Origin of the sequence: Streptomyces venezuelae ATCC 10712 (genome assembly GCF_008639165.1) — a bacterium.
Taxonomy (GTDB): Bacteria; Actinomycetota; Actinomycetes; order Streptomycetales; family Streptomycetaceae; genus Streptomyces; species Streptomyces venezuelae.
On the sequence record NZ_CP029197.1, the window covers coordinates 6465094 to 6484640 of the forward strand.

General features: G+C 74.0%; 14 protein-coding genes. 9 read left to right on the plus strand and 5 right to left on the minus strand.

Features of this window, described 5'->3' with window-relative positions; genetic code table 11:
* Positions 1–38: 38 nt before the first annotated feature.
* Positions 39–1022 carry a helix-turn-helix transcriptional regulator gene (locus tag DEJ43_RS29795; RefSeq protein WP_015037120.1) on the minus strand — a complete coding sequence of 328 codons (984 nt, stop codon included), beginning with the start codon at positions 1020–1022 and terminating at the stop codon, positions 39–41.
* Positions 1023–1255: 233 nt separating this feature from the next.
* On the opposite strand from DEJ43_RS29795, the gene DEJ43_RS29800 reads away from it, so the two are divergent.
* The 4 genes from DEJ43_RS29800 (at position 1256) to DEJ43_RS29815 (ending at position 8901) form a co-directional block, all read left to right on the plus strand.
* Positions 1256–5017, plus strand: a complete 3762-nt coding sequence (locus DEJ43_RS29800; RefSeq protein ID WP_015037121.1) for a S8 family peptidase — start codon at positions 1256–1258, stop codon at positions 5015–5017.
* A 563-nt stretch (positions 5018–5580) separates the two neighbouring features.
* Positions 5581–6642: a protein phosphatase 2C domain-containing protein gene (locus DEJ43_RS29805; RefSeq protein ID WP_244322132.1), complete on the plus strand. Its 1062-nt coding sequence runs from the start codon at positions 5581–5583 to the stop codon at positions 6640–6642.
* A 41-nt stretch (positions 6643–6683) separates the two neighbouring features.
* The gene (locus DEJ43_RS29810; protein WP_015037124.1) at positions 6684–8426 is read left to right on the plus strand and encodes a pyruvate dehydrogenase; all 1743 of its coding nucleotides are present in this window, start codon (positions 6684–6686) and stop codon (positions 8424–8426) included.
* A gap of 25 nt (positions 8427–8451) precedes the next feature.
* Complete coding sequence (locus DEJ43_RS29815; protein WP_051025957.1) at positions 8452–8901, plus strand: ATP-binding protein; 450 nt, start codon at positions 8452–8454, stop codon at positions 8899–8901.
* Between the two features lie 39 nt (positions 8902–8940).
* Here the strand turns inward: DEJ43_RS29815 and DEJ43_RS29820 are convergent, their stop codons facing one another.
* Positions 8941–10071, minus strand: a complete 1131-nt coding sequence (locus DEJ43_RS29820) for a DUF2637 domain-containing protein (protein ID WP_015037126.1) — start codon at positions 10069–10071, stop codon at positions 8941–8943.
* A gap of 204 nt (positions 10072–10275) precedes the next feature.
* Positions 10276–11133: a (2Fe-2S)-binding protein gene (locus DEJ43_RS29825; protein WP_015037127.1), complete on the minus strand. Its 858-nt coding sequence runs from the start codon at positions 11131–11133 to the stop codon at positions 10276–10278.
* Positions 11134–11326: 193 nt separating this feature from the next.
* On the opposite strand from DEJ43_RS29825, the gene DEJ43_RS29830 reads away from it, so the two are divergent.
* The 3 genes from DEJ43_RS29830 (at position 11327) to DEJ43_RS29840 (ending at position 14890) form a co-directional block, all read left to right on the plus strand.
* Positions 11327–12343, plus strand: a complete 1017-nt coding sequence (locus DEJ43_RS29830; RefSeq protein ID WP_324603802.1) for a GntR family transcriptional regulator — start codon at positions 11327–11329, stop codon at positions 12341–12343.
* A gap of 62 nt (positions 12344–12405) precedes the next feature.
* On the plus strand, positions 12406–13101 hold the full coding sequence (locus tag DEJ43_RS29835; protein ID WP_015037129.1) for a hypothetical protein: 696 nt from the start codon (positions 12406–12408) through the stop codon (positions 13099–13101).
* 124 nt (positions 13102–13225) lie between these two features.
* A complete protein-coding gene (locus DEJ43_RS29840) occupies positions 13226–14890 on the plus strand; it encodes a WD40 repeat domain-containing protein (RefSeq protein ID WP_015037130.1) in 1665 nt (554 codons plus the stop codon).
* Between the two features lie 81 nt (positions 14891–14971).
* Here the strand turns inward: DEJ43_RS29840 and DEJ43_RS29845 are convergent, their stop codons facing one another.
* Together DEJ43_RS29845 and DEJ43_RS29850 are read right to left on the minus strand one after the other, a co-directional pair.
* A complete protein-coding gene (locus DEJ43_RS29845) occupies positions 14972–15760 on the minus strand; it encodes a hypothetical protein (protein WP_041663045.1) in 789 nt (262 codons plus the stop codon).
* 290 nt (positions 15761–16050) lie between these two features.
* A complete protein-coding gene (locus DEJ43_RS29850; protein WP_015037132.1) occupies positions 16051–17748 on the minus strand; it encodes a PucR family transcriptional regulator in 1698 nt (565 codons plus the stop codon).
* Between the two features lie 308 nt (positions 17749–18056).
* Between DEJ43_RS29850 and DEJ43_RS29860 the strand changes: the two genes are divergently transcribed.
* A complete protein-coding gene (locus tag DEJ43_RS29860) occupies positions 18057–18947 on the plus strand; it encodes an FAD binding domain-containing protein (protein ID WP_015037133.1) in 891 nt (296 codons plus the stop codon).
* Positions 18948–18949: 2 nt separating this feature from the next.
* Positions 18950–19546 (plus strand): (2Fe-2S)-binding protein, encoded by a 597-nt coding sequence (locus DEJ43_RS29865; protein WP_015037134.1) that lies wholly within the window; start codon positions 18950–18952, stop codon positions 19544–19546.
* Position 19547 lies beyond the last annotated feature (1 nt).

The window sequence follows — 19547 nt, forward strand, 5'->3', positions numbered from 1 at the left end:
TCCCGCAGGTCAAGGCGGACGGACGGAGTACGGCGGGGTCAGCCGCGGGCCACCCAGCCCTTCTCGTACGCGTGCCAGCCGAGCTGCAGCCGGGTCGTCACCCCGGTCAGTTCCATCAGGCCCTTCACCCGGCGCTGCACCGTCCGCAGCCCCAGGTCCAGCTGCTTCGCCACGCTCGCGTCCGTCATCCCGGCGAGCAGCAGCGACAGGATCTCCAGGTCCATGACGTCCGGGCCCGGAGCCTCGTCCTCGGTGATCTGCGCGCCCGCGCCGAGTCTCAGCGGCAGCGCCTCCCGCCAGACCGATTCGAACAGGCCCATCAGTGACTCCAGGAGCCCGCTCGCGTGCACGACGATCGCCGCGGGCTCCGCGCCCCGGCCGGTCAGCGGCACCATCGCCAGGTTCCCGTCGGCGACCACCAGCTTCGTCGGCACCCGGTCGGCGACCCGGATCTTCTCCTCGCGGCTGAGCGCCGCCGAGAGTTCGAGCAGCCCGGACGGCAGGGTGAGCACTTCGCGCTCGATGACCACCCGGTAGCGCACCCCCCGCCCGGCGGCCTGCTCCTCGGCGTCGTTCTCCATGCCGGAGACCGCGATCGGCTTGCCCGTCACCAGGGCGCAGACCTCCTCCTGCGCGCCCAGCTGGAGCTGGAGGAAGCGGTGGGTGACGGCGCTCGCGCCGGTCACCACCTCGACCAGGTCGTGCACGGCGGCCTCGGCCGCCTCCGCCCGGTACTCCTCGGCGAGCAGCTTCGCCGCCAGCTCTGCCTGCTCCAGTTCGTGGCGCTGCTGGGTGAGGAGGGCGCCAAGGGCCACCCCGGGCGGCGCCGCCACCCAGCGTCCGGTGCGCGCCGAGGACTGGGCGGCGAGCCCCTGCGACTCCAGGCGGCGCAGGGCCCGCTCGGTGTCCCGCTCGGGCAGGGCGAGCCGGTGCGCGAGGTCGGTCACCTCGGCCGCGCCCAGCGCGACCAGCGCCCGGTACGCGGACTCCTGGCGCTCGTCGAGTCCTATCGCTCCCAGCATGGATGCCCCACCCCTCGCCCTACCGCCGACGGGCGCCCCGGATTCTTCCCGGGACGTTCACCGGAGGCATTCGTTCCGTTGGTGACCTGGCGGGAAACGGCCACGGCGTATTCCCGCCTCGCCCATCATCCCTGTACCGCCCTCACCTCTGCCAATGTGGCGCCACCGCAGCACCAACAGCTCCCGGAGACGGGTGTCTTGTGCCCTTTTTCCGGAATCAGATGGGGAGAGCGATGCGCCCGATTTCGCGTACGGCCCTGGGGGCGGCGACCGCCGTCGTCCTGGCCGTCACCGCGGTCGCGCCGTCCGTGGCGAACGAGCCACGGGACGGCACGGCCGGCAAGCGACCGCTGGTAGGCAGCGAGGCCCCGGCCCGCGCCGGGGACCGCGCCGCCACGGTGACCCTGGTCACCGGCGACCGCGTCGTGGTCACCCACGACGCCGACGGCAACCCGGCCGCCACCGCACTGCCGCGCGAGGACGGAACCGTCCCCCTGGTCCAGACCCGCCGCTCCGGCCAGGACCTCTACGTCTACCCCGAGGGCGCCACCGAGGCGCTCGCCGCCGGCCGCGTCGACCAGGAACTCTTCAACGTCACCGGACTCGTCCGCCAGGGCTACGACGACGCCGCCACCCCGACCCTGCCGCTCATCGCCGTCTACGGCTCCGACCTCGCCCGCTCCGTCCCCGCCGCCCCGCGCGGCGCGAAGCGCGGCCAGGTCCTGAAGGCCGTCGACGGCGTCGCCCTCAAGGCGGACAAGAAGCAGGCCGCCACGTTCTGGGCCGACCTGAACGCCCCCGCGGCCCGCTCCGCCGCCGGGATCGAGAAGCTCTGGCTCGACCGCAAGGTCCAGGCCACCCTGGAGCGCTCGACGAAGCAGGTCCACGCCCCCGAGGCCTGGGCCGCCGGCTACGACGGCACCGGCACCAAGGTCGCCGTCCTCGACACCGGGGCCGACGTCGAACACCCCGACCTCAAGGGCCGGGTCGCCGCCTCGGAGAACTTCACCGACTCCGACAGCGCCGACGACCGCCAGGGCCACGGCACCCACACCATCTCCACCGTCGGCGGCTCCGGCGCGGCGAGCGGCGGCAAGAAGAAGGGCGTCGCGCCCGGCGCGACCCTCCTCAACGGCAAGGTCCTCAACGACTCCGGCTCGGGCGCCGCCTCCTGGATCATCGCCGGCATGGAATGGGCCGTCGCCCAGGGCGCCGACGTCGTCTCCATGAGCCTCGGCAACCCCGAACCCACCGACTGCACCGACCCGATGAGCGTCGCCGCCGAGCAACTCGCGCAGAACAAGGGCACGTTGTTCGTCATCGCCGCCGGTAACTCGGGCCCCGCCCTCAACACGGTCTCCTCGCCCGGCTGCGCGCCCGGCGTCCTCACCGTCGGCGCCACGGACCGCGACGACTCCACCGCGTACTTCTCCAGCCGCGGCCCGACGATCGTCAACCACACCCTCAAGCCCGAGATAGCGGCGCCCGGCGTCGGCATCTCCGCCGCGGCGGCCGGCGGCCGCGGCGTGTACGCCTACCAGTCCATGTCCGGTACGTCGATGGCCACCCCGCACGTCGCGGGCGCCGCCGCCATCGTCAAGCAGCGCCACCCCGACTGGACCGCCCAGCAGATCAAGGCCGCGCTCGTGGCCTCCGCCGAGAGTTCCGTCCCCGGCGACGTCCGCGAGGTCGGCGGCGGCCGCCTCGACGTCAAGGCGGCCATCGACCAGACCGTCCTCGGCGCCCCCGCCGTCCAGGGCGGCACCTACAACTGGCCGCAGGACAGGACCGACCGCACCTCGGTCTCCGTCCCGTACACCAACACCTCCGACGCCCCGGTCACGCTGAACCTGGCCGTCGAGAAGGTCACCGGCAACGACGGCTCCGCCGTGCGGAGTCCGATCGCCCGCCTCGGCAGCCGCACCGTCACCGTCCCGGCCGGCGCCACCGTCCGGGTCCCGCTGCAACTCGACCCGGCGGCCCGCCTCGACCGCGCCCAGTACGGCGACGTCACCGGCCGTGTGATCGCCACCGGCAAGGGCGGCGTCCACGTCTCCACCCCGTTCTCGCTCTACGTCGAGCCCGAGACCGTCACCCTCCGGGTCAAGCTGATCGACCGTCAGGGCGAGCCCGCCGCGGGCGCCTCCTCCCTCGACGTCATCGGCACCGACGTCGCCAGCGGCGAGCGCCGCTTCAACGACGGCGCCGCCGACCAGGTCTACCGGCTGCGCCCCGGCAGCTACTTCCTCTCCTCCTTCGTCACCACCCCCGACGCGGGGGAGGGCGCCACGCTGAACGACTCGCTCAGCTACCTCGGCCGCCCGCAGCTTGAGCTGAAGAAGGACACCACGGTCGTCCTCGACGCCCGCAGGGCCCACAAGCTGTCGGTCACGACCGACAAGGCGTCCGAGGCCCGCGGCACCACCCTCGCCTTCGCCCGCTCCTGGGACGACTTCTGGATCCACGCCGGCACCGCCGCGGGCGGCCGCACCATCCGCGGCTACTACGCCTCCGTCGAAGGCGCCGCCCAGGAGGGCGACTTCGAGTTCGGCAGCTACTGGCGCACCGCCGCCCCGCAGATCTCCTCCCTGCGGACCGGCGACGGCCTGACCCTGCACCCGGTCACCGGCTCCACCGGCTCCGCCAACCTCGACGGCGCCGGTTCCGCCCGCCTCGCCGACGCGGGCGCCGGCACCCCCGACGAGCTCAAGGCCGCCGGGGTCCAGGGCCGCGTCGCCCTGGTCCGCTTCCCCGACACCTCCACCGCCGCGGCGACCGTCGCACGCGACGCCAAGGCGGCGGGCGCGGTGGCCGTCCTCGGATACCGCACCGGCCCCGGCCGCTGGTACCCGTCGGCCGGGTTCACCGGCGCCGCGTTCCCGGTCCTCGCCGTCGACTCCACCGAGGGCGCGGCGCTGCTCGCCCGGCTCGCGGCCGGCGAGGTCACGCTCTCCTGGAAGGCCACGGCGAAGAGCCCGTACCTCTACAACCTCGCCTTCCCCGAGCGGGGTTCGATCCGCGGCGACAAGAACTACCGCGTCCGCGACGGACAGCTCGGCCGCACCGAGTCCACCTACCGCGCGATGGGCGTCGCCAACGACTTCCTCGACTTCGGCGGCGCCACCCGGCCCAGCGGCCTGGCGATCGGCTTCGGCGACCTCGCGACCGTGCCCGCCCCGGGCACCCGCACCGAGTACTACACCGCAGGGGACACCAGCTGGGACCGCATGCTCTCGTCCAGCTTCCCGTTCGGCGAGTACATGATCGGCACCCCGCACACCTACAAGGCCGGGGAACGCCGCACCGAGAGCTGGTACGACGGGGCGGTCGCCCCCACCGCCCCGCGCGACGCGACCGGCAAGCCGGTCCTCGTCGCCGAGCGCCAGGGCGACTACATCGGCTTCTCCGCCGCGATCTGGGGCGACACCACCCACCACGGCGAGCCCGGCTCCTTCGGCGACATCGGCAACCTCCGCCTCAGCCGTGACGGCGAGGTCCTCGGCGAGTCCGGCTGGCCGTTCGGCGCCTTCCCGGTGCCCGCCGACGAGGGGACGTACACCCTCGAACAGAACGTCATGAAGATCGGCAGCAAGGTGTGGGCCCGCTCCACCGCCGTCAACTCGGTCTGGAAATTCACCTCCAAGCTTGACGAGAGCGTCTATTCTCAGGGCATCCCGATTCTCTTCCCCCGGTACGACCTTCCGGAGGACGGACTCAAGACCCTCGCCGCGACCGACGGCCAGCACATCGGCCTCACCGCGACGGGTCACGCGGGCTACACCCCCGCAGCGCTCACCTCGGCCAAGCTCTCGTACTCCTACGACGGAGGCACGACCTGGACCGAAGCGCGGGTCTCCCAGCGGGGCGGCACGTGGACCGCGACCGTGAACCACACGGGCGCGGCCGGCAAGCCGGTCACCCTGAAGACCGAACTGACGGACGCCAACGGCAACTCCGTCACCCAGACCGTGGTCCGCGCCTACGACGTGCGCTGATCACGCCGGTCCGCCGGGCGTCCTTCCCGTGGGGGGTGGGGCCGCCCGGCGGACCACCCATTTGCCGCAACGGTTTTCCTGATGTCCCGTTTTCGGGCGGCCCGTGCGGTGGACAATAAGGGCATGACTCAGCAGGGGGACGACAACTGGTGGGACAAGCTCTACGACGAGTCGGAGCCGGACACGGCTCCGGCGGCGACGGCTGACACCCTCGACGACCACTTCACGACGGCGTCCCGGGCGACCACGACCGAGCGGCCGGGCGCTGCGCCCGACCGCCAGGACCCCCGGGCGGCGGCTCCCGCGCCGACCCCGCCCGCGCGGCCCGCCCCGCCGCCGCGCCCCGCCCCGCCTCCGCCACCGAGCCCCGCCCCGCCGCCCCCGGTGCCCGGCCGGGCCCCCTGGGAGACGCCGCACGCCGGGCCCCAGACCTTCCCCGCGCCGCCGCCGGTAGCGCCGCCGCCCGCCGACCCGCCCGCGGCCCCGCCCGTCGAGCCGCCCCCGCCCGTCGAGCCGCCCCGCCCGTCGAGCCGCCCACCGTCCAGGTGCCCGTCCCCCCGCCCGTGGCTCCCGAGGACGACACCGACCTCACCGTCGAGGTCTCCGTGCCCCGGCCCCGTACCGGATACGTCGGAAGCCGGCCGCCCACCTACGAGGCCGAGCCGACCGCGCTGCCCGTCGCCCGTCCCGGGGAGCTCGGCGAACTGGTCGCCGACACCGTGCTCGACGGGGCCCGGTACGGCACCTGCACCCTGCGGGCCGCCTCCGTACGCGGTGACTCCGCCCGCTACCGCGGCGAGCCCCGCCGCGACGCCCTGCTCACCGCCCGCTTCGGCCACGACGAGAGCGCGCTCGTCCTCGTCGCCGTCGCCGCGGGCTCCCGCGCCGCCGAGGACGCCCACCTCGCGGCCGCCGACGCCTGCCGGTGGATCGCCGAGGCCGTCTGCCGCAGCCACGCCCGGCTCTCCGAGGACATCAGGTCCGGCCGCCGCGGCGAGCTCAAGTCGGGACTGCACCGGCTCACCGACCGCACCTACGGCAAGCTCCGGGCCCGCGCCGCCGAGCGGGGCCTGGCCCCCGACGAGTACACCGCGACCCTCCGCTGCCTGCTGGTCCCCGCCGACCCCGGCTGCCGCACCCGGGTGTTCTTCGGCATCGGCGGCGGCGGCCTCTTCCGGCTCCGCGACGGCGCCTGGCAGGACATCGAACCGCTGCTGCCCGAGGCCGCCGCCGTCACCGGCGCGCCCGTCGTCGGCTTCGGCTCGCCGCCCGGCCCGGCCGCGGCCGCCCCGGCGGCGCTCGCCGAGGAGACGGAGGACGGCGACCGGCTCACCATGGACCTAGGCATCACGACCGGCCCGGGGCCGCTCGTCGAGGGACCCGTGCCGCCGCCCGCCGAGCCGTTCCGCTTCCGCGCCTCCGTCGCCCGTCCCGGCGACACCCTGCTCCTCGCCTCGCCCGGTCTCGCCGAGCCGATGCGTGGCGAGCCCGCGCTCGCCCGTGAGCTCGCCGCCCGCTGGGCCGACAAGGAGCCGCCGGGCCTCGCCGCGTTCCTCGCCGACACCCAGCTGAGGGTGACCGGATACGCCGACGACCGCACCGGGGCGGGCGTCTGGGAGGCGTAACCCACCGGGCGCGACCCGCCGGGCCGTGGGTTGATGGAGCCATGGCCAAACAGAACGTGGCGGAAATGTTCGTCGACATCCTCGTCCGCGCGGGCGTCCGGCGCCTGTACGGCGTCGTCGGCGACAGCCTGAACCCGGTCGTCGACGCCATCCGCCGTACCCCCTCCATCGACTGGGTCCAGGTGCGGCACGAGGAGGTCGCGGCCTTCGCCGCCGGCGCCGAGGCGCAGATCACCGGCGGCCTCGCCGCCTGCGCGGGCTCCTGCGGCCCGGGCAACCTGCACCTCATCAACGGCCTGTACGACGCCCACCGCTCGATGGCGCCGGTTCTGGCCCTCGCCTCGCAGATCCCGTCCAGCGAGATCGGCCTCGGCTACTTCCAGGAGACCCACCCCGACCAGCTGTTCCGCGAGTGCAGCCACTACAGCGAGCTCATCTCCAACCCGCAGCAGATGCCCCGGCTGCTCCACACCGCGATCCAGCACGCCGTCGGCCGCCGCGGCGTCAGCGTCGTCTCGCTGCCCGGCGACATCGCCTCCCAGCCGGCCCCGGAGAAGACGGCCGGGACGGCGCTCGTCACCTCCCGGCCGACCGTCCGCCCCGGGGACGCCGAGATCGACGCCCTGGTGCGGATGATCGACGAGGCCGAACGGGTGACCCTGTTCTGCGGCAGCGGCACGGCCGGGGCGCACGCCGAGGTGATGCAGTTCGCCGAGCGGGTCAAGGCACCGGTCGGCCACGCGCTGCGCGGCAAGGAGTGGATCCAGTACGACAACCCGTACGACGTCGGCATGAGCGGACTGCTCGGATACGGCGCCGCCTACGAGGCCACCCACGAGTGCGATCTGCTGATCCTGCTCGGCACCGACTTCCCGTACAACGCCTTCCTGCCCGACGACGTCAAGATCGTTCAGGTGGACGTACGGCCCGAGCACCTCGGCCGCCGCTCCCGGCTCGACCTCGCCGTCTGGGGGGACGTCCGGGAGACCCTGCGCTGTGTGATCCCACGGATCCGCGCCAAGAGCAACCGCCGCTTCCTCGACAAGATGCTGAAGAAGCACGCCGACGCGCTCGAAGGCGTCGTCAGGGCGTACACCCGCAAGGTCGAGAAGCACGTGCCGATCCACCCCGAGTACGTCGCCTCCGTGATCGACGAACTGGCCGACGAAGACGCCGTGTTCACCGTCGACACCGGCATGTGCAACGTCTGGGCGGCCCGCTACCTCACCCCCAACGGACGGCGCAGGATCATCGGTTCGTTCAGCCACGGCTCGATGGCGAACGCCCTGCCCCAGGCCATCGGCGCCCAGTTCACCGACCGGGACCGGCAGGTCGTCTCGCTCTCCGGCGACGGCGGATTCTCCATGCTGATGGGTGACTTCCTCACTCTCGTGCAGTACGACCTGCCCGTGAAGGTGATCGTCTTCGACAACTCCTCGCTCGGCATGGTCGAGCTGGAGATGCTCGTGGCCGGACTGCCCTCGTACGGAACCACGAACAAGAACCCCGACTTCGCCGCCATCGCCCGCGCCGCCGGCGCCTACGGCGTCCGCGTCGAGAAGCCCAAGCACCTCGCCGGCGCCCTCAAGGACGCCTTCAAGCACAAGGGCCCGGCCCTCGTGGACGTCGTCACCGACCCCAACGCGCTCTCCATCCCCCCGAAGATCAGCGCCGACATGGTGACCGGCTTCGCGCTCTCCGCCAGCAAGATCGTCCTGGACGGCGGAGTGGGCCGGATGCTCCAGATGGCCCGCTCCAACCTGCGCAACGTGCCCCGACTCTGAGGGAATGCGGGCGTTATGGCGGGGCATGCATCCCCGTGAGCCTGTTCGACGCGATCTGTGGGTGGGGGATATGGCCGGGGAGGCACGACAGCCGACTCAACTGCTCAGAAAGGTGGGATGCGCCGATCTCACCGCGGTGCCGGAGGTGCGACACGCCTTGCGGGAACTGCTCCGGAAATGGGGCGGGCCGGGCGCCTCCGACGTGGCGGAACTGCTCACCAGCGAACTGGTGACCAATGCCCTGATCCACACCGAGCACGGCGCCGTCGTGACCGCGACGGTCGTGCCCGAGCAGCTGAGGGTCGAGGTCCGTGACTTTGTCCCCGGGCTCGCACCACCGCACGTACCGCCCGCCGACGACGGTACGCACGGCAGGGGGCTCGTCCTCGTGGAGGCGCTGGCCGACTCCTGGGGAGTCGAGGACCACGGGGTGGGCAAGGTGGTGTGGTTCGAACTGAACGGCGGGGCCGCCTGAGAGGCGGCCCCGCCGATCTGTGGTGGGCGCGAGGGGCGCTCAGCCGAACTGCTGCTCCAGATCCTTGAGCTTGCGCTCCAGGGAGTCGAGCCGGGGCAGCGCCTGGGTGTCGTCCTCCGCCGTGAGGTCCACCGTCCGGGAGTCACCCGGGTGGGTGTCACCTCCCCTGACGGCCTGGAGGGAGGGCCGGGGTCGAAGCGGCAGTTGTCCCGGGTCCGCTATGGCGGGTTCCGCGACGGCGGCCTGCACGGAGGCCGTCGCGGAACCGTTGCCGGTGCCCGATCCGGTGCCGGACCCCGAACCCGGGCCCGCACCGCTGCTGGCGGACGCGTTGAGCGCCGCCATCTCGACCTGGCGGCCGCCGCCCCGGCCGAGCCCGAAGGCCCGGTGCTGGCGGTTGATCGCCTTGAGCCGCGCCCGGTCGAGCTTGACCTGGTCGCGCCGCCGGATGCGGTTCTGCTCCTTCTCCCGGCGGTCCTCCCGCACCTCGTCGACCGCCTCGTCCAGGGTCCGTACGCCCTCGAGGAGCATCAGCGACCAGGCGGCGAAGGTCTCCCGGGGCGCCCTCATCCACCGCACGATCCTGATCTGCGGCAGCGGGCGGGGCACCAGGCCCTGCTCGCGCAGCGCGGCCCTGCGGGTCTGCTTCAGCGCCCGGTCGAAGAGGACCGCCGCCGAGAGGGACATGCCCGCGAAGAACTGCGGAGCACCGTCGTGACCCAGGCCGCGCGGCGCGTGCACCCAGTTGAACCAGGCCGCCGCGCCCGCGAACAGCCAGACGAGCAGGCGTGATCCGAGGGCCGCGTCGCCGTGGCTTGCCTCGCGGACGGCGAGCACCGAGCAGAACATGGCGGCGCCGTCGAGGCCGAAGGGGACGAGGTACTCCCAGCCCCCGGTGAGGTTGAGGTTCTGCCGGCCGAAGCCGACGAGCCCGTGGAACGAGAGGGCCGCGGCGACCGCGGCACAGCAGAAGAGGAGGACGTAGGAAGCGGTGCCGTAGACGGCCTCCTTGCGTCTGCGGCGCTCCTCGCTGCGTTCCCAGGAGTCCTCGGCCGCGGCCTGGTCACCGGCGCGCTTCCCGCGCGCGAGCACCGCCACCGCCGTCAGGACTCCGGCCACCATGACGCCACCCGGAAGCAGCCAGTCCAGCGATATGTCGGTCAGTCTCATGCGGTGTCCCTTGCATCGCAGTAGGGCGTTTGGCGGCCCATACTGGCCGACCCCGCGGGGCGCTCAAGGGGTTTCCGGGCAAGAGCACGCCATCGGGGCGCCAGGGCATACGAATAGGTGCGATCTGGTCGAACACCCATGCAGGGAAGGGGAGTTGAGTTCGATTTACGCCACCCGTCCGGGTGGCGTAATCACTCGGGAGCCTCAGGCGGTCGCGGCGAGCCGGCGGACCCGGTCCGCGTCACAGGTGCGCGGGCAGGTGAGACAGGTGTCCTCGGGGCGCAGCGTGTAGAAGAAGCAGCAGGTCGCCCGGTCGCGGGTGGCGCGCGGGGCGCCGTCCGGCCCCTCGGCCCCGGGGAGCTCCCGGAAGCCCGCGGCACCGGCGTACGGCTTGGCGGTCCCCGGCATCAGGAGTTCGAGCTCGTCCATGGCCCGCCGCTCCTCCCCGAACAGGGCGCCGACGTACCAGAGGCCCTCGACGATCTCGTCCGTGGCCATGCCCCACAGGGCGCGGCGGCCGCGCCGCATCCGGGCGCCGAATCCGTTCAGGATCGCCTCGAAGTGCTCGGCGAGCGAGGACCGCACCTCGGCCCGCAGGGCGTCCTCGTCGGCGACGACCCGGGCGCCGGGGAGCGCCGCGGCGGGGTCGCCCGGCAGGCAGGCGAACTCCTCCACGCGGACCGCCAGCCGGCCGAGCGTCCGCTGGAAGGAGACGTTCCGTGCGGGCAGTCGCGGCACCCGGCGGTCGAGGAACCAGGGGACGGTCACCAGGAGGCAGGCCGGCCAGGCGTACCGGTGCAGTCCGAAGCTGGCGACGACGTCGGGGCGGGCCTGGGTGCCGTAGTCGCGCAGCACCTGCGCGTTGTCCCAGGCGAGGAAGGCGTCGAGGTCCGCGCCGCCGGCCGCGAGCTGCTCCGCGCCGACCCATCCGGCGCCGAGCGGCAGCCGCTCGTCCCGGGCGTGCTCCTCTATCCGCAGATGGGGGAAGACCTCGGCGAGCCGGGCGTAGGCGGCCGCGACGGGCGAGGTCGGGAGGGCGGGCAACAGGGCGGGGACGGTCATGGGGACCACCGAATCGCGATCGTTGGCAGGTTAGCCTTACCTTACCCGATCCGGTGTCACCTCTCACCACCGTCCGACGGCTCCCACCAGCGAGGCAGCCCTCACACCCCTGATGTCGGCCCGTTCGCCTATGGTGCACAGAGGACCCGCGCCACGCGAGCCGGGCCCGGCACGAGGCCGCAGGAGGACCCGGGTGGAGCAGGGCGCAGCGCGCGAGCGGGGGGTGGAGGGGCATCCGCCGCCCTCCGGCGACGCCCCCGGCACCCCGGGCGGACCCGCCCACGCCGTACGCGTCCCGGAGCAGGCCACGGCCCGTGGCATGGAGCCGCCACGGGGCCCCGGAGCCGGCGCGGAAGCGGCCGGGGGCCAGAGGGCCGACTCGGCCGGGGATCAGAGGACCGACCCGGCCAGGGACCAGAGGACCGACCCGGCCAGGGACCAGAGGACCGACCAGGCCGGGGGGCACGAGGCAGGGGGCCATGAGGCCGGGGGGCACGAGGCCGGGGGTCGCCGGCCCGGGCCGGTCACGCGGGTCCCCGACGCCCTGGAGGAGCACGCGCGCTGCGAGGCGCCGCCTGCCGCCGCCCGGATCGTGCGGCACTCCGTCCGGATCCAGATCCTCGACGCCCTCCGTACCGCCCTCGTCGGCGGCGAGCTCGTCCCCGGCGAGGTGTACTCCGCCCCCGCCCTCGGCGAGCGCTTCGGCGTCTCCGCCACCCCCGTCCGCGAGGCCATGCAGCGCCTCGCCGTCGAAGGCGCCGTCGAGGTCGTGCCGAACCGCGGCTTCCGCGTCGTCGAGCGCACCCCCAGGGAACTCGCCGAACTCGCCGAGGTCCGCGCGCTCATCGAGGTCCCGGTCATGCTGCGGCTCGCCCGTACCGTCCCGGCCGCCCGCTGGTCCGAACTCCGGCCGCTCGCCGAGGCGACCTCGGCGGCCGCCGCCCGGGGCGACCGCGCCCACTACGCGGAGGCCGACCGGGCCTTCCACCGGGCCGTCCTCTCCCTCGCGGGCAACGAGCAGCTGCTCGCCGTCGCCGACGACCTCCACCGCCGCTCCCAGTGGCCCCTGATCAGCGCCCCCGCCGTCCGGCACGGCGTGCTCGTCGCCGACGCGGCCGAGCACTCGGCGCTCCTGGACGCGCTGATCGTCCAGGACCTCCCGGTCGTCGAATCCCTCGTCCGGGAGCACTTCACCGGCTCGAACGCCTGACCCCGGCGGCCCGCTAGGCTTTGATGATCATGTCAATCGGCAAAGCCACAGGGGGAGTCGGAATGAGGACGGGCGTACGGGGGATCGTCGTCGCGGCGGCCATGGTGGCCGCACTCGCGGGATGCGGGGGCGGCGACGGAACCGACCCGGCCGGGGGCGCCGCGGGCGCCGCGGGCGCCACGGGTGCCCCGGGCGCCGCGGACGGGGCGGGGGCGGGCGGCAAGGAGCAGTCGCAGCCGGCCTCGCTGGACGCGACCGGACTGCTCAAGGCCCTGCCCGTGTCGGCGGAGTTCACCGACGGTACGTACACCGGCGGCGACCCCGAGGTGGTCCCGGAGGCCGCCGCGGCGAAGTTCTGTGCCGACAACCTGGAGGGCGTGGACTGCGCCGGCGTGAAGTCCGGAAGCATCAAGGACCTGGTCCTGGCCGGCAACTCCTCCGACGACCAGGCCACCTTCACCCTCTACACCTTCGGCACGGAGGCGGAGGCGACCGCCGTGCTCAAGGCGGTGGAGAAGAAGCGGCAGGCGCCGCAGGGCGAGGGCGGTCCCTTCACGCCGGTGAAGGTCGAGAGCGGCGGCGCCGACGAGTCGTTCGCCGTCGAGCGGGACGACTACGTCGGCGTCTACATGCGGGTCGGCAGCGTGGTGTCCTACGTGAGCACCGGCGACTTCGGACGCGAGCGCGCCGAGCGCGCCGCCCAGGTCCAGATCGGCCGGCTCAAGCTCGTCCTGGGCGGCGGCGACCCCGACGCCTGACCCGCCCCGAGAACCCTCGGAAGCTCCCCGAAGACCGTCCCGCGACGGGGCGGTCCCAGGGGGCCCTCGCCCACTAAGGTCAAGGGCGACAGCCGCCCGTACCGCGTCGCCCGTGAGGTGCCCCATGCCGTCCGCGACCCCGTCCCCGGCGGACGGAGGCCGACCCGTCACCGGTACGGAGACCGAGGCCACCGCCCTGCTCGGCTGGCTCACCGATCCCGAGGCGCCCCGGCTCTGCCTCGTCACCGGCGCCCCCGGCAGCGGGAAGACGGCCCTGCTCGGCTGGTTCGCCAAGCACGGTCCGCGCGCGGGGCGGCCGCGCCGCCGTACGGCCCGGGTGCTCGTCCCGCTGGCCGGGCAGAGCGCGCTGGGCGCGACGTGGACGATCGCCGACCGGCTCGGGGTGGTGGCCAGGTCGCCCGGCGACCTCGTGCACGCCCTCGCCACCAGCGAGGCCCGGCCCGCCGGACGCGCCGTCCTCCTCCTCACCGATCTGCACGCCGCCGCCGAACCCGCCGCCCTCACCGACCTGATCGCCGAACTCGCGGGCGTGGGCCGGGTCCGGCTCGTCGTCGAGGCCCGCAGCGGCACCCCGGCGCCCGCCGCCCTGCGCACCGACCGCCGGGTCACCGTCGTGGACCTCGACGGGGACGCCGACCCCGGCGGCTCCGGCGCGCCGGAGCGGGCCCGGCCGCGGCCCGACCTGTCCGACCCGGTGGCCGTCTGCACGGCCGACCCGCTGCTCGTCACCACGGCGTACGTCACCGGTTCCGCCGCCGCCGGACTGCCGGGCACCCTCGACGGACCCGAGGTCCCCGCCCGCCCCGGCGATAACGCCGCCGGGGACCACGGCGGACTGCGCAGTGCCTGGATGCGCGCCGGGCAGTCGCTCTGTCGTGAACAGGCCCCCGCCGACCGGGCGTTGGTCCTGCTCTCCGCGCTCGGTGACGGGGCCGACCCCCGGCTGCGCCCCGCGCTCGCCGAACTCGCGGCCGCCGCGCCCTGGCGGCTCCGCTGGGCCCGCCATCGCGGCGATCTGACCCCGCCCTGGCCCGGCCCGGTCACCGTGCTCGGCGCGGCGGCCGGCCCCCTGGAGGGCACCGTCCTCGTCGGCGACCGCACCGGGACCGTACGGCTCCTCCACGAGGCCGACGCGAGCCCGGCGGGGCGCCTGGCGCACACCGTCCCGGGCCGGGTCACCGCGCTCGCGCCCGCGCCCGACGGCACGGTCCTCCTGCTGGACGACCGGGGCCGGCTGCACACCGTACGCGGGACGGCGCCGCGCGCCCCGTACCTGGAGCGCCTCACGGAGGCCGTCTCGGCGACCCTGGCCCGTCACCCGGGCACCGCCCTCGCGGCGATCGCCGGTTCGGTGGTGGTGGGGGACCGGCTCGGCTCCGTGCACGCCTTCGGGTTGCGCGGCCTGCACCAGGCCGCCTCGCACAGCGGCCGGGTGACGGCGGTCTCGGCGGTGGAGTCCGGCACCCCGTTCGTCTGCTCGGGCGGCGCCGACGGGACGGTCCGGCTCTGGACCCCGGGACAGGACCCGCGCCCCGAGCCCCTCGCCGAACGCCCCTCGCCGGTGGTCTCCCTGCACGCGACCGAGACCCCGCACGGTCCTCTGGTCGCCGTGGCCTGGGGGGACGGCCTGGTCGAACTGCACCGACCGGAAGGCGGCCCGACGCTCGCGTTCCGCCCGGGCCCCCCGGTCCGCGCGGTCGCCGTCACCGGCGGCGGCTCCCTGCTCATCGGCACCGACGAGAGCCTGGTCTGCCTGGCCCCCCGGTGACCTTCGCGCGGGTCATGCGCCGAGGGGCCGCCGGACGGCATCAGTTGAGGGAGCGTCACCGGCCCCTCGGCGCAGGGGACTTCATGTCGCGGGCTGCGGTGTCAGCTGGCTCGCGAGCCAGGTGGGCACGCCGCCCAGGAGGCGGAAGAGACGCCGGGCCTCGGCGCGCAGCCGGCCCGCCTCCGGTTCGGTCTCGGTGGTGGCGAGCGCGGTGAGGGCCGGGGCCGTACCCACCAGGTAGCCGAGCTCCTCGCGGATCCGCAGCGACTCCGCGAAGCCGTGTCGCGCCTCCGCCAACTCGCCTTCCCGCAGGGCGAGTCCGGCGAGGTGCCGCCAGGTGGAGGAGAGCAGCAGCGAGTCGCCCTGCGCGGTGGCCCCGGCGTGCGCCCTGCGGTACGCGGCCCTGGCCGCCTGCGGGGAGTCGCCGAGGTTCTGTGCGATCAGCCCGCGCCGCAGGTCGAGCAGCGGCCGGCCCTCGGCGGTGGGCGCGATCAGGGCGGCCGCCCGGCCCAGCGCCATCCGCGCCTCGTCGGCCCGGTCCCGTACCCCGAGCAGCGTCGACGCGTAGGCCAGATAACCGCGTTCGCAGGCGGCGGCGCCGCGTTCCTCGTCGGTGCCGGCCACCGCCTCGGCCGCCCGGAGCGCCTCCTCCGCGTCGGACCAGCCCTGTTCGGTGTAGAGGCAGCGCTCGATCAACAGCGCGGCCCGTTCGAGTGCGGCGGCGGGTTCGGTCGCGTGCGGGGCGAGCAGCGCGGCCGCGTCCGTCCAGCATCCTCGGGAGCGGAGCCGCCATATGGCGGTCTCCACGGGAGTCTCCTTGCCGTAGGCGAGGGACGGATCGTCGCCACCCCTTGATTCGGAACCAGACATGGCGGTATCCGCCACATTGCCCTCCCCGAGCGCGCCATTGAGCTGTTGAGTAGACCCGCATCTCAGCACGAAGGGCAGTACCTGCCAAGGGGTCAGGTGAAAGATTTCACAAGAGTGCGCGGGAACGGGACGCCGTCGCCCGGGCCGATCCCGAAAGACCGTCAGACGCCCTTCCGGCCGGTGATCAGGGCCCGGCGGGGGCCGCCGGCGCCCCCGGCCGACGGCCCCCCACCGGCCCGGACGTCACTCCACCGGACCCACCCGAACGGGTGAACTGTGAACGCCGGGACTCAGCTCATCCGCAGGGCGAGGAAGAAGTCGAGCTTGTCCTCCAGACGGGACAGGTCACGGCCGGTGAGCTGCTCGATCCGGCCCACCCGGTAGCGCAGCGTGTTCACGTGCAGGTGCAGCCGGGTCGCACAGCGCGTCCACGAGCCGTCGCAGTCCAGGAAGGCCTCCAGGGTCGGGATCAGCTCCGCCCGGTGCCGGCGGTCGTAGTCGCGCAGCGGGTCGAGCAGCCGGGCCGTGAAGGCGCGCCGGACGTCGTCCGGGACGAACGGCAGCAGCAGCACGTGCGAGGCCAGCTCGTGGTGCCCGGCGGCGCACACCCGGCCCGGGCGGGCCGCGGCGACCCGGCGGGCGTGCCGGGCCTCCTCCAGGGCCCCGCGCAGGCCCTCCGCCGAGTGCACGGCGGCGCTGACGCCGAGGGTGAGCCGCCCGTCGTCGGCGAGACCGGCCGACAGCGGGGCCCGTACGGACGCGAGCAGCGCGTCGGCGTGCAGGCCGAGCGCGGTGGCCGGGCCCTCGTCCTCGCTGTCCGGCAGCGGCCCGGCGGCCAGCGGGACCAGGGCGATGGCCTCGTCGCCGCTGTGCGCCACCGCGATCCGGTCGGCGGACTCGGCGCCGACGGTGGCGGGGTCGACCAGGATCTCCTCCAGGAGCGCCTGGGCGACCGGGCCGCTGTCCACGACCGCGCCCTGGCCGGGCTCCTGCTCCCACTCGACCCGGGCCACCACCACCTGCCAGTGCGGGGCGGTGCCGAGCCCGGGCAGCAGCACCGGGGCGGCGACCCGCAGCCGGGCGGCGATCTCGGCGGGCGCGGCGCCCGTCTGCACCAGTTCCAGGACCTCCTGGGCGAGCCGGCGCCGTACCGTACGGGCCGCGTCGCGCCGGTCCCGCTCGACGGCGATCAGCTGGGTGACGCCCTGGAGCAGGTCGAGCCGTGCGGCCGGCCAGTCCCCGGCGTCCGCCTCCACGGCGAGCAGCCAGTCGGACAGGACCGTCTCGCGCACGTCGCGGGTCGCGGGCGCGGCGCCCCGGCCGGTGTTGCGGATCGGGAAGAGCGAGTACGCCGTTCCGCCGGTGCTCAGCCGGTGCGGGCCGCGCCGTCCGGTCCTGGTGGCGGCCAGGTGCTCGCCGGCCAGGGTGGCGGCCAGCGGGGCCGGCAGGGGCTCGCCCGCGCCCGCGATCTGGCGGCCGGTGGGGGAGAGGACCCAGGCCCGCAGGTCCAGGTCGGAGCCGAGCAGGTCGAGCACCACCTCGGGGCCGCCGCCCGCCGGACCCGAGGTCATCAGCCGCCTGTGCCGGTCGACGACGGCGGCCAGGTCACCGGCCCGCTCGCCGGACACCTGTCGAACAACGTGTTCGGTGATCGTCGCGAACGCAACGGACTCGTTGACCGCGAAGAGCGGCAGCCGATGGCGAGAACACGCCGCTACGAGATCGTCGGGGATGGCGCCGAGCTCGGCCTCGCCCGCCGCCAGGGCGGCGACCCCGGCCGAGGCGAGGATCCGGACGAAGGGCTCGGCGTCGGCCGGCTCCCGCAGCCAGGCGAGGCCGGTGAGCACCAGCTCGCCACCGGACAGATAGCGGCTGGGGTCCTTGAGGTCCGTCGTCATCACGCCACGGACGGTGCGGTCCAGCTCGTCGTCACCGCCGAGCAGGCGCAGCCCGAGCGCGTCGTTCTCCAGCAGTGCGCGCAGCCGCATCGTGTCGCCGCCGTTCCTTCGTCAATGGGTGGTGAGGGTGTCCCGTTGTCGACGGTGCCTTGGTGCCACCGTTTCCAGGGGAAAACAGCGAGGTAACTGTTCCCCGCCTTTCGTTCGAATCTACAAGACGACCAAGGGACCCAGCCAACTCCTTCATGTTTTCGGTGACTGCACCCGGGCGATCGTGGGCTTGTGTACTAGGCCACACACCGCGTGAACAGCACATGAACGTGAAGTCGAGGACCGGCCGTCCCCCCGGAATCCTGCGCACGACCCCCGATCACCAGAATCACTAGAAGAGAGCCACCATGGACTTCCTTCGCCCCGCCAGCTGGGAGGAGGCGCTCGCCGCCAAGGCAGAGCACCCCACGGCCGTGCCCCTTTCGGGTGGCACGGACGTCATGGTCGAGATCAACTTCGACCACCGGCGGCCCGAGTACCTCCTGGACCTGAACCGCATCGAGCTGCTGCGCGAGTGGGAGGTCGGCGAGGAGAACGTCCGCCTCGGCGCCGCCGTTCCGTACACCCAGATCATGGAGAACCTGCGGGCCGAGCTGCCGGGCCTGGCGCTCGCCTCGCACACGGTCGCCTCCCCGCAGATCCGCAACCGCGGCGGCGTCGGGGGCAACCTCGGCACCGCATCGCCCGCCGGCGACGCCCACCCGGCCCTGCTCGCCGCGGGCGCCGAGGTCGAGGTCGAGTCGGTGCGCGGCAACCGCTTCATCCCGATCGACGAGTTCTACACGGGCGTGAAGCGCAACGCGCTGGAGCCCGACGAGCTCATCAAGACCGTCCACATCAAGAAGGCGGACGGCCCCCAGCAGTACTCCAAGGTCGGCACCCGCAACGCGATGGTCATCGCCGTCTGCGCCTTCGGCCTGGCCCTGCACCCGGAGACCCGGACCGTCCGCACCGGCATCGGCTCCGCCGCGCCGACCCCGATCCGCGCCAAGGAGGCCGAGGCCTTCCTGAACGCGGCTCTGGAAGAGGGCGGCTTCTGGGACAACGGCAAGATCATCACCCCGTCGATCGCGAAGCAGTTCGCCGACCTCTGCTCGGGCGCCGCCAACCCGATCGACGACGTCCGAGGCACCGCCAAGTACCGCCGCCACGCCGTCGGCATCATGGCCCGCCGCCAGCTCGGATGGACCTGGGAGCAGTACCGCGGCACCGGCCGCACGCTTGAGGGAGCTGCATAACCATGCGCGTCAATTTCACGGTCAACGGTCGTCCGCAGGAAGCCGACGACGTCTGGGAGGGCGAGTCCCTCCTCTACGTTCTGCGTGAGCGCCTGGGTCTGCCCGGCTCCAAGAACGCCTGCGAGCAGGGCGAGTGCGGTTCCTGCACGGTCCGCCTCGACGGAGTGCCGGTCTGTTCCTGCCTCGTCGCCGCCGGACAGGTCGAGGGCCGCGAGGTCGTCACCGTCGAAGGCCTCGCCGAGTTCGCCAAGGAGCGGTCGGAGCACGCCGGTTGCGCGAGCGGTGCCTGCGGCACCTCGCTCGACGCCGCCAAGAAGTGGGAAGCCAAGCCCGGTCAGGACTCGCAGACCGGCGAGGGCGTCGAACTCTCGCCGATCCAGCAGGCGTTCATCGACGCCGGCGCCGTCCAGTGCGGCTTCTGCACCCCCGGTCTGCTGGTCGCGGCCGACGAGATGCTGGAGCGCAACCCGTCTCCGACGGACGCGGACATCCGCGAGGCGCTCTCCGGCAACCTCTGCCGCTGCACGGGTTACGAGAAGATCCTCGACGCGGTCCGCCTCGCGGCCGCTCGCCAGGAGCGTCAGGGAGAGGCGGTCTGAC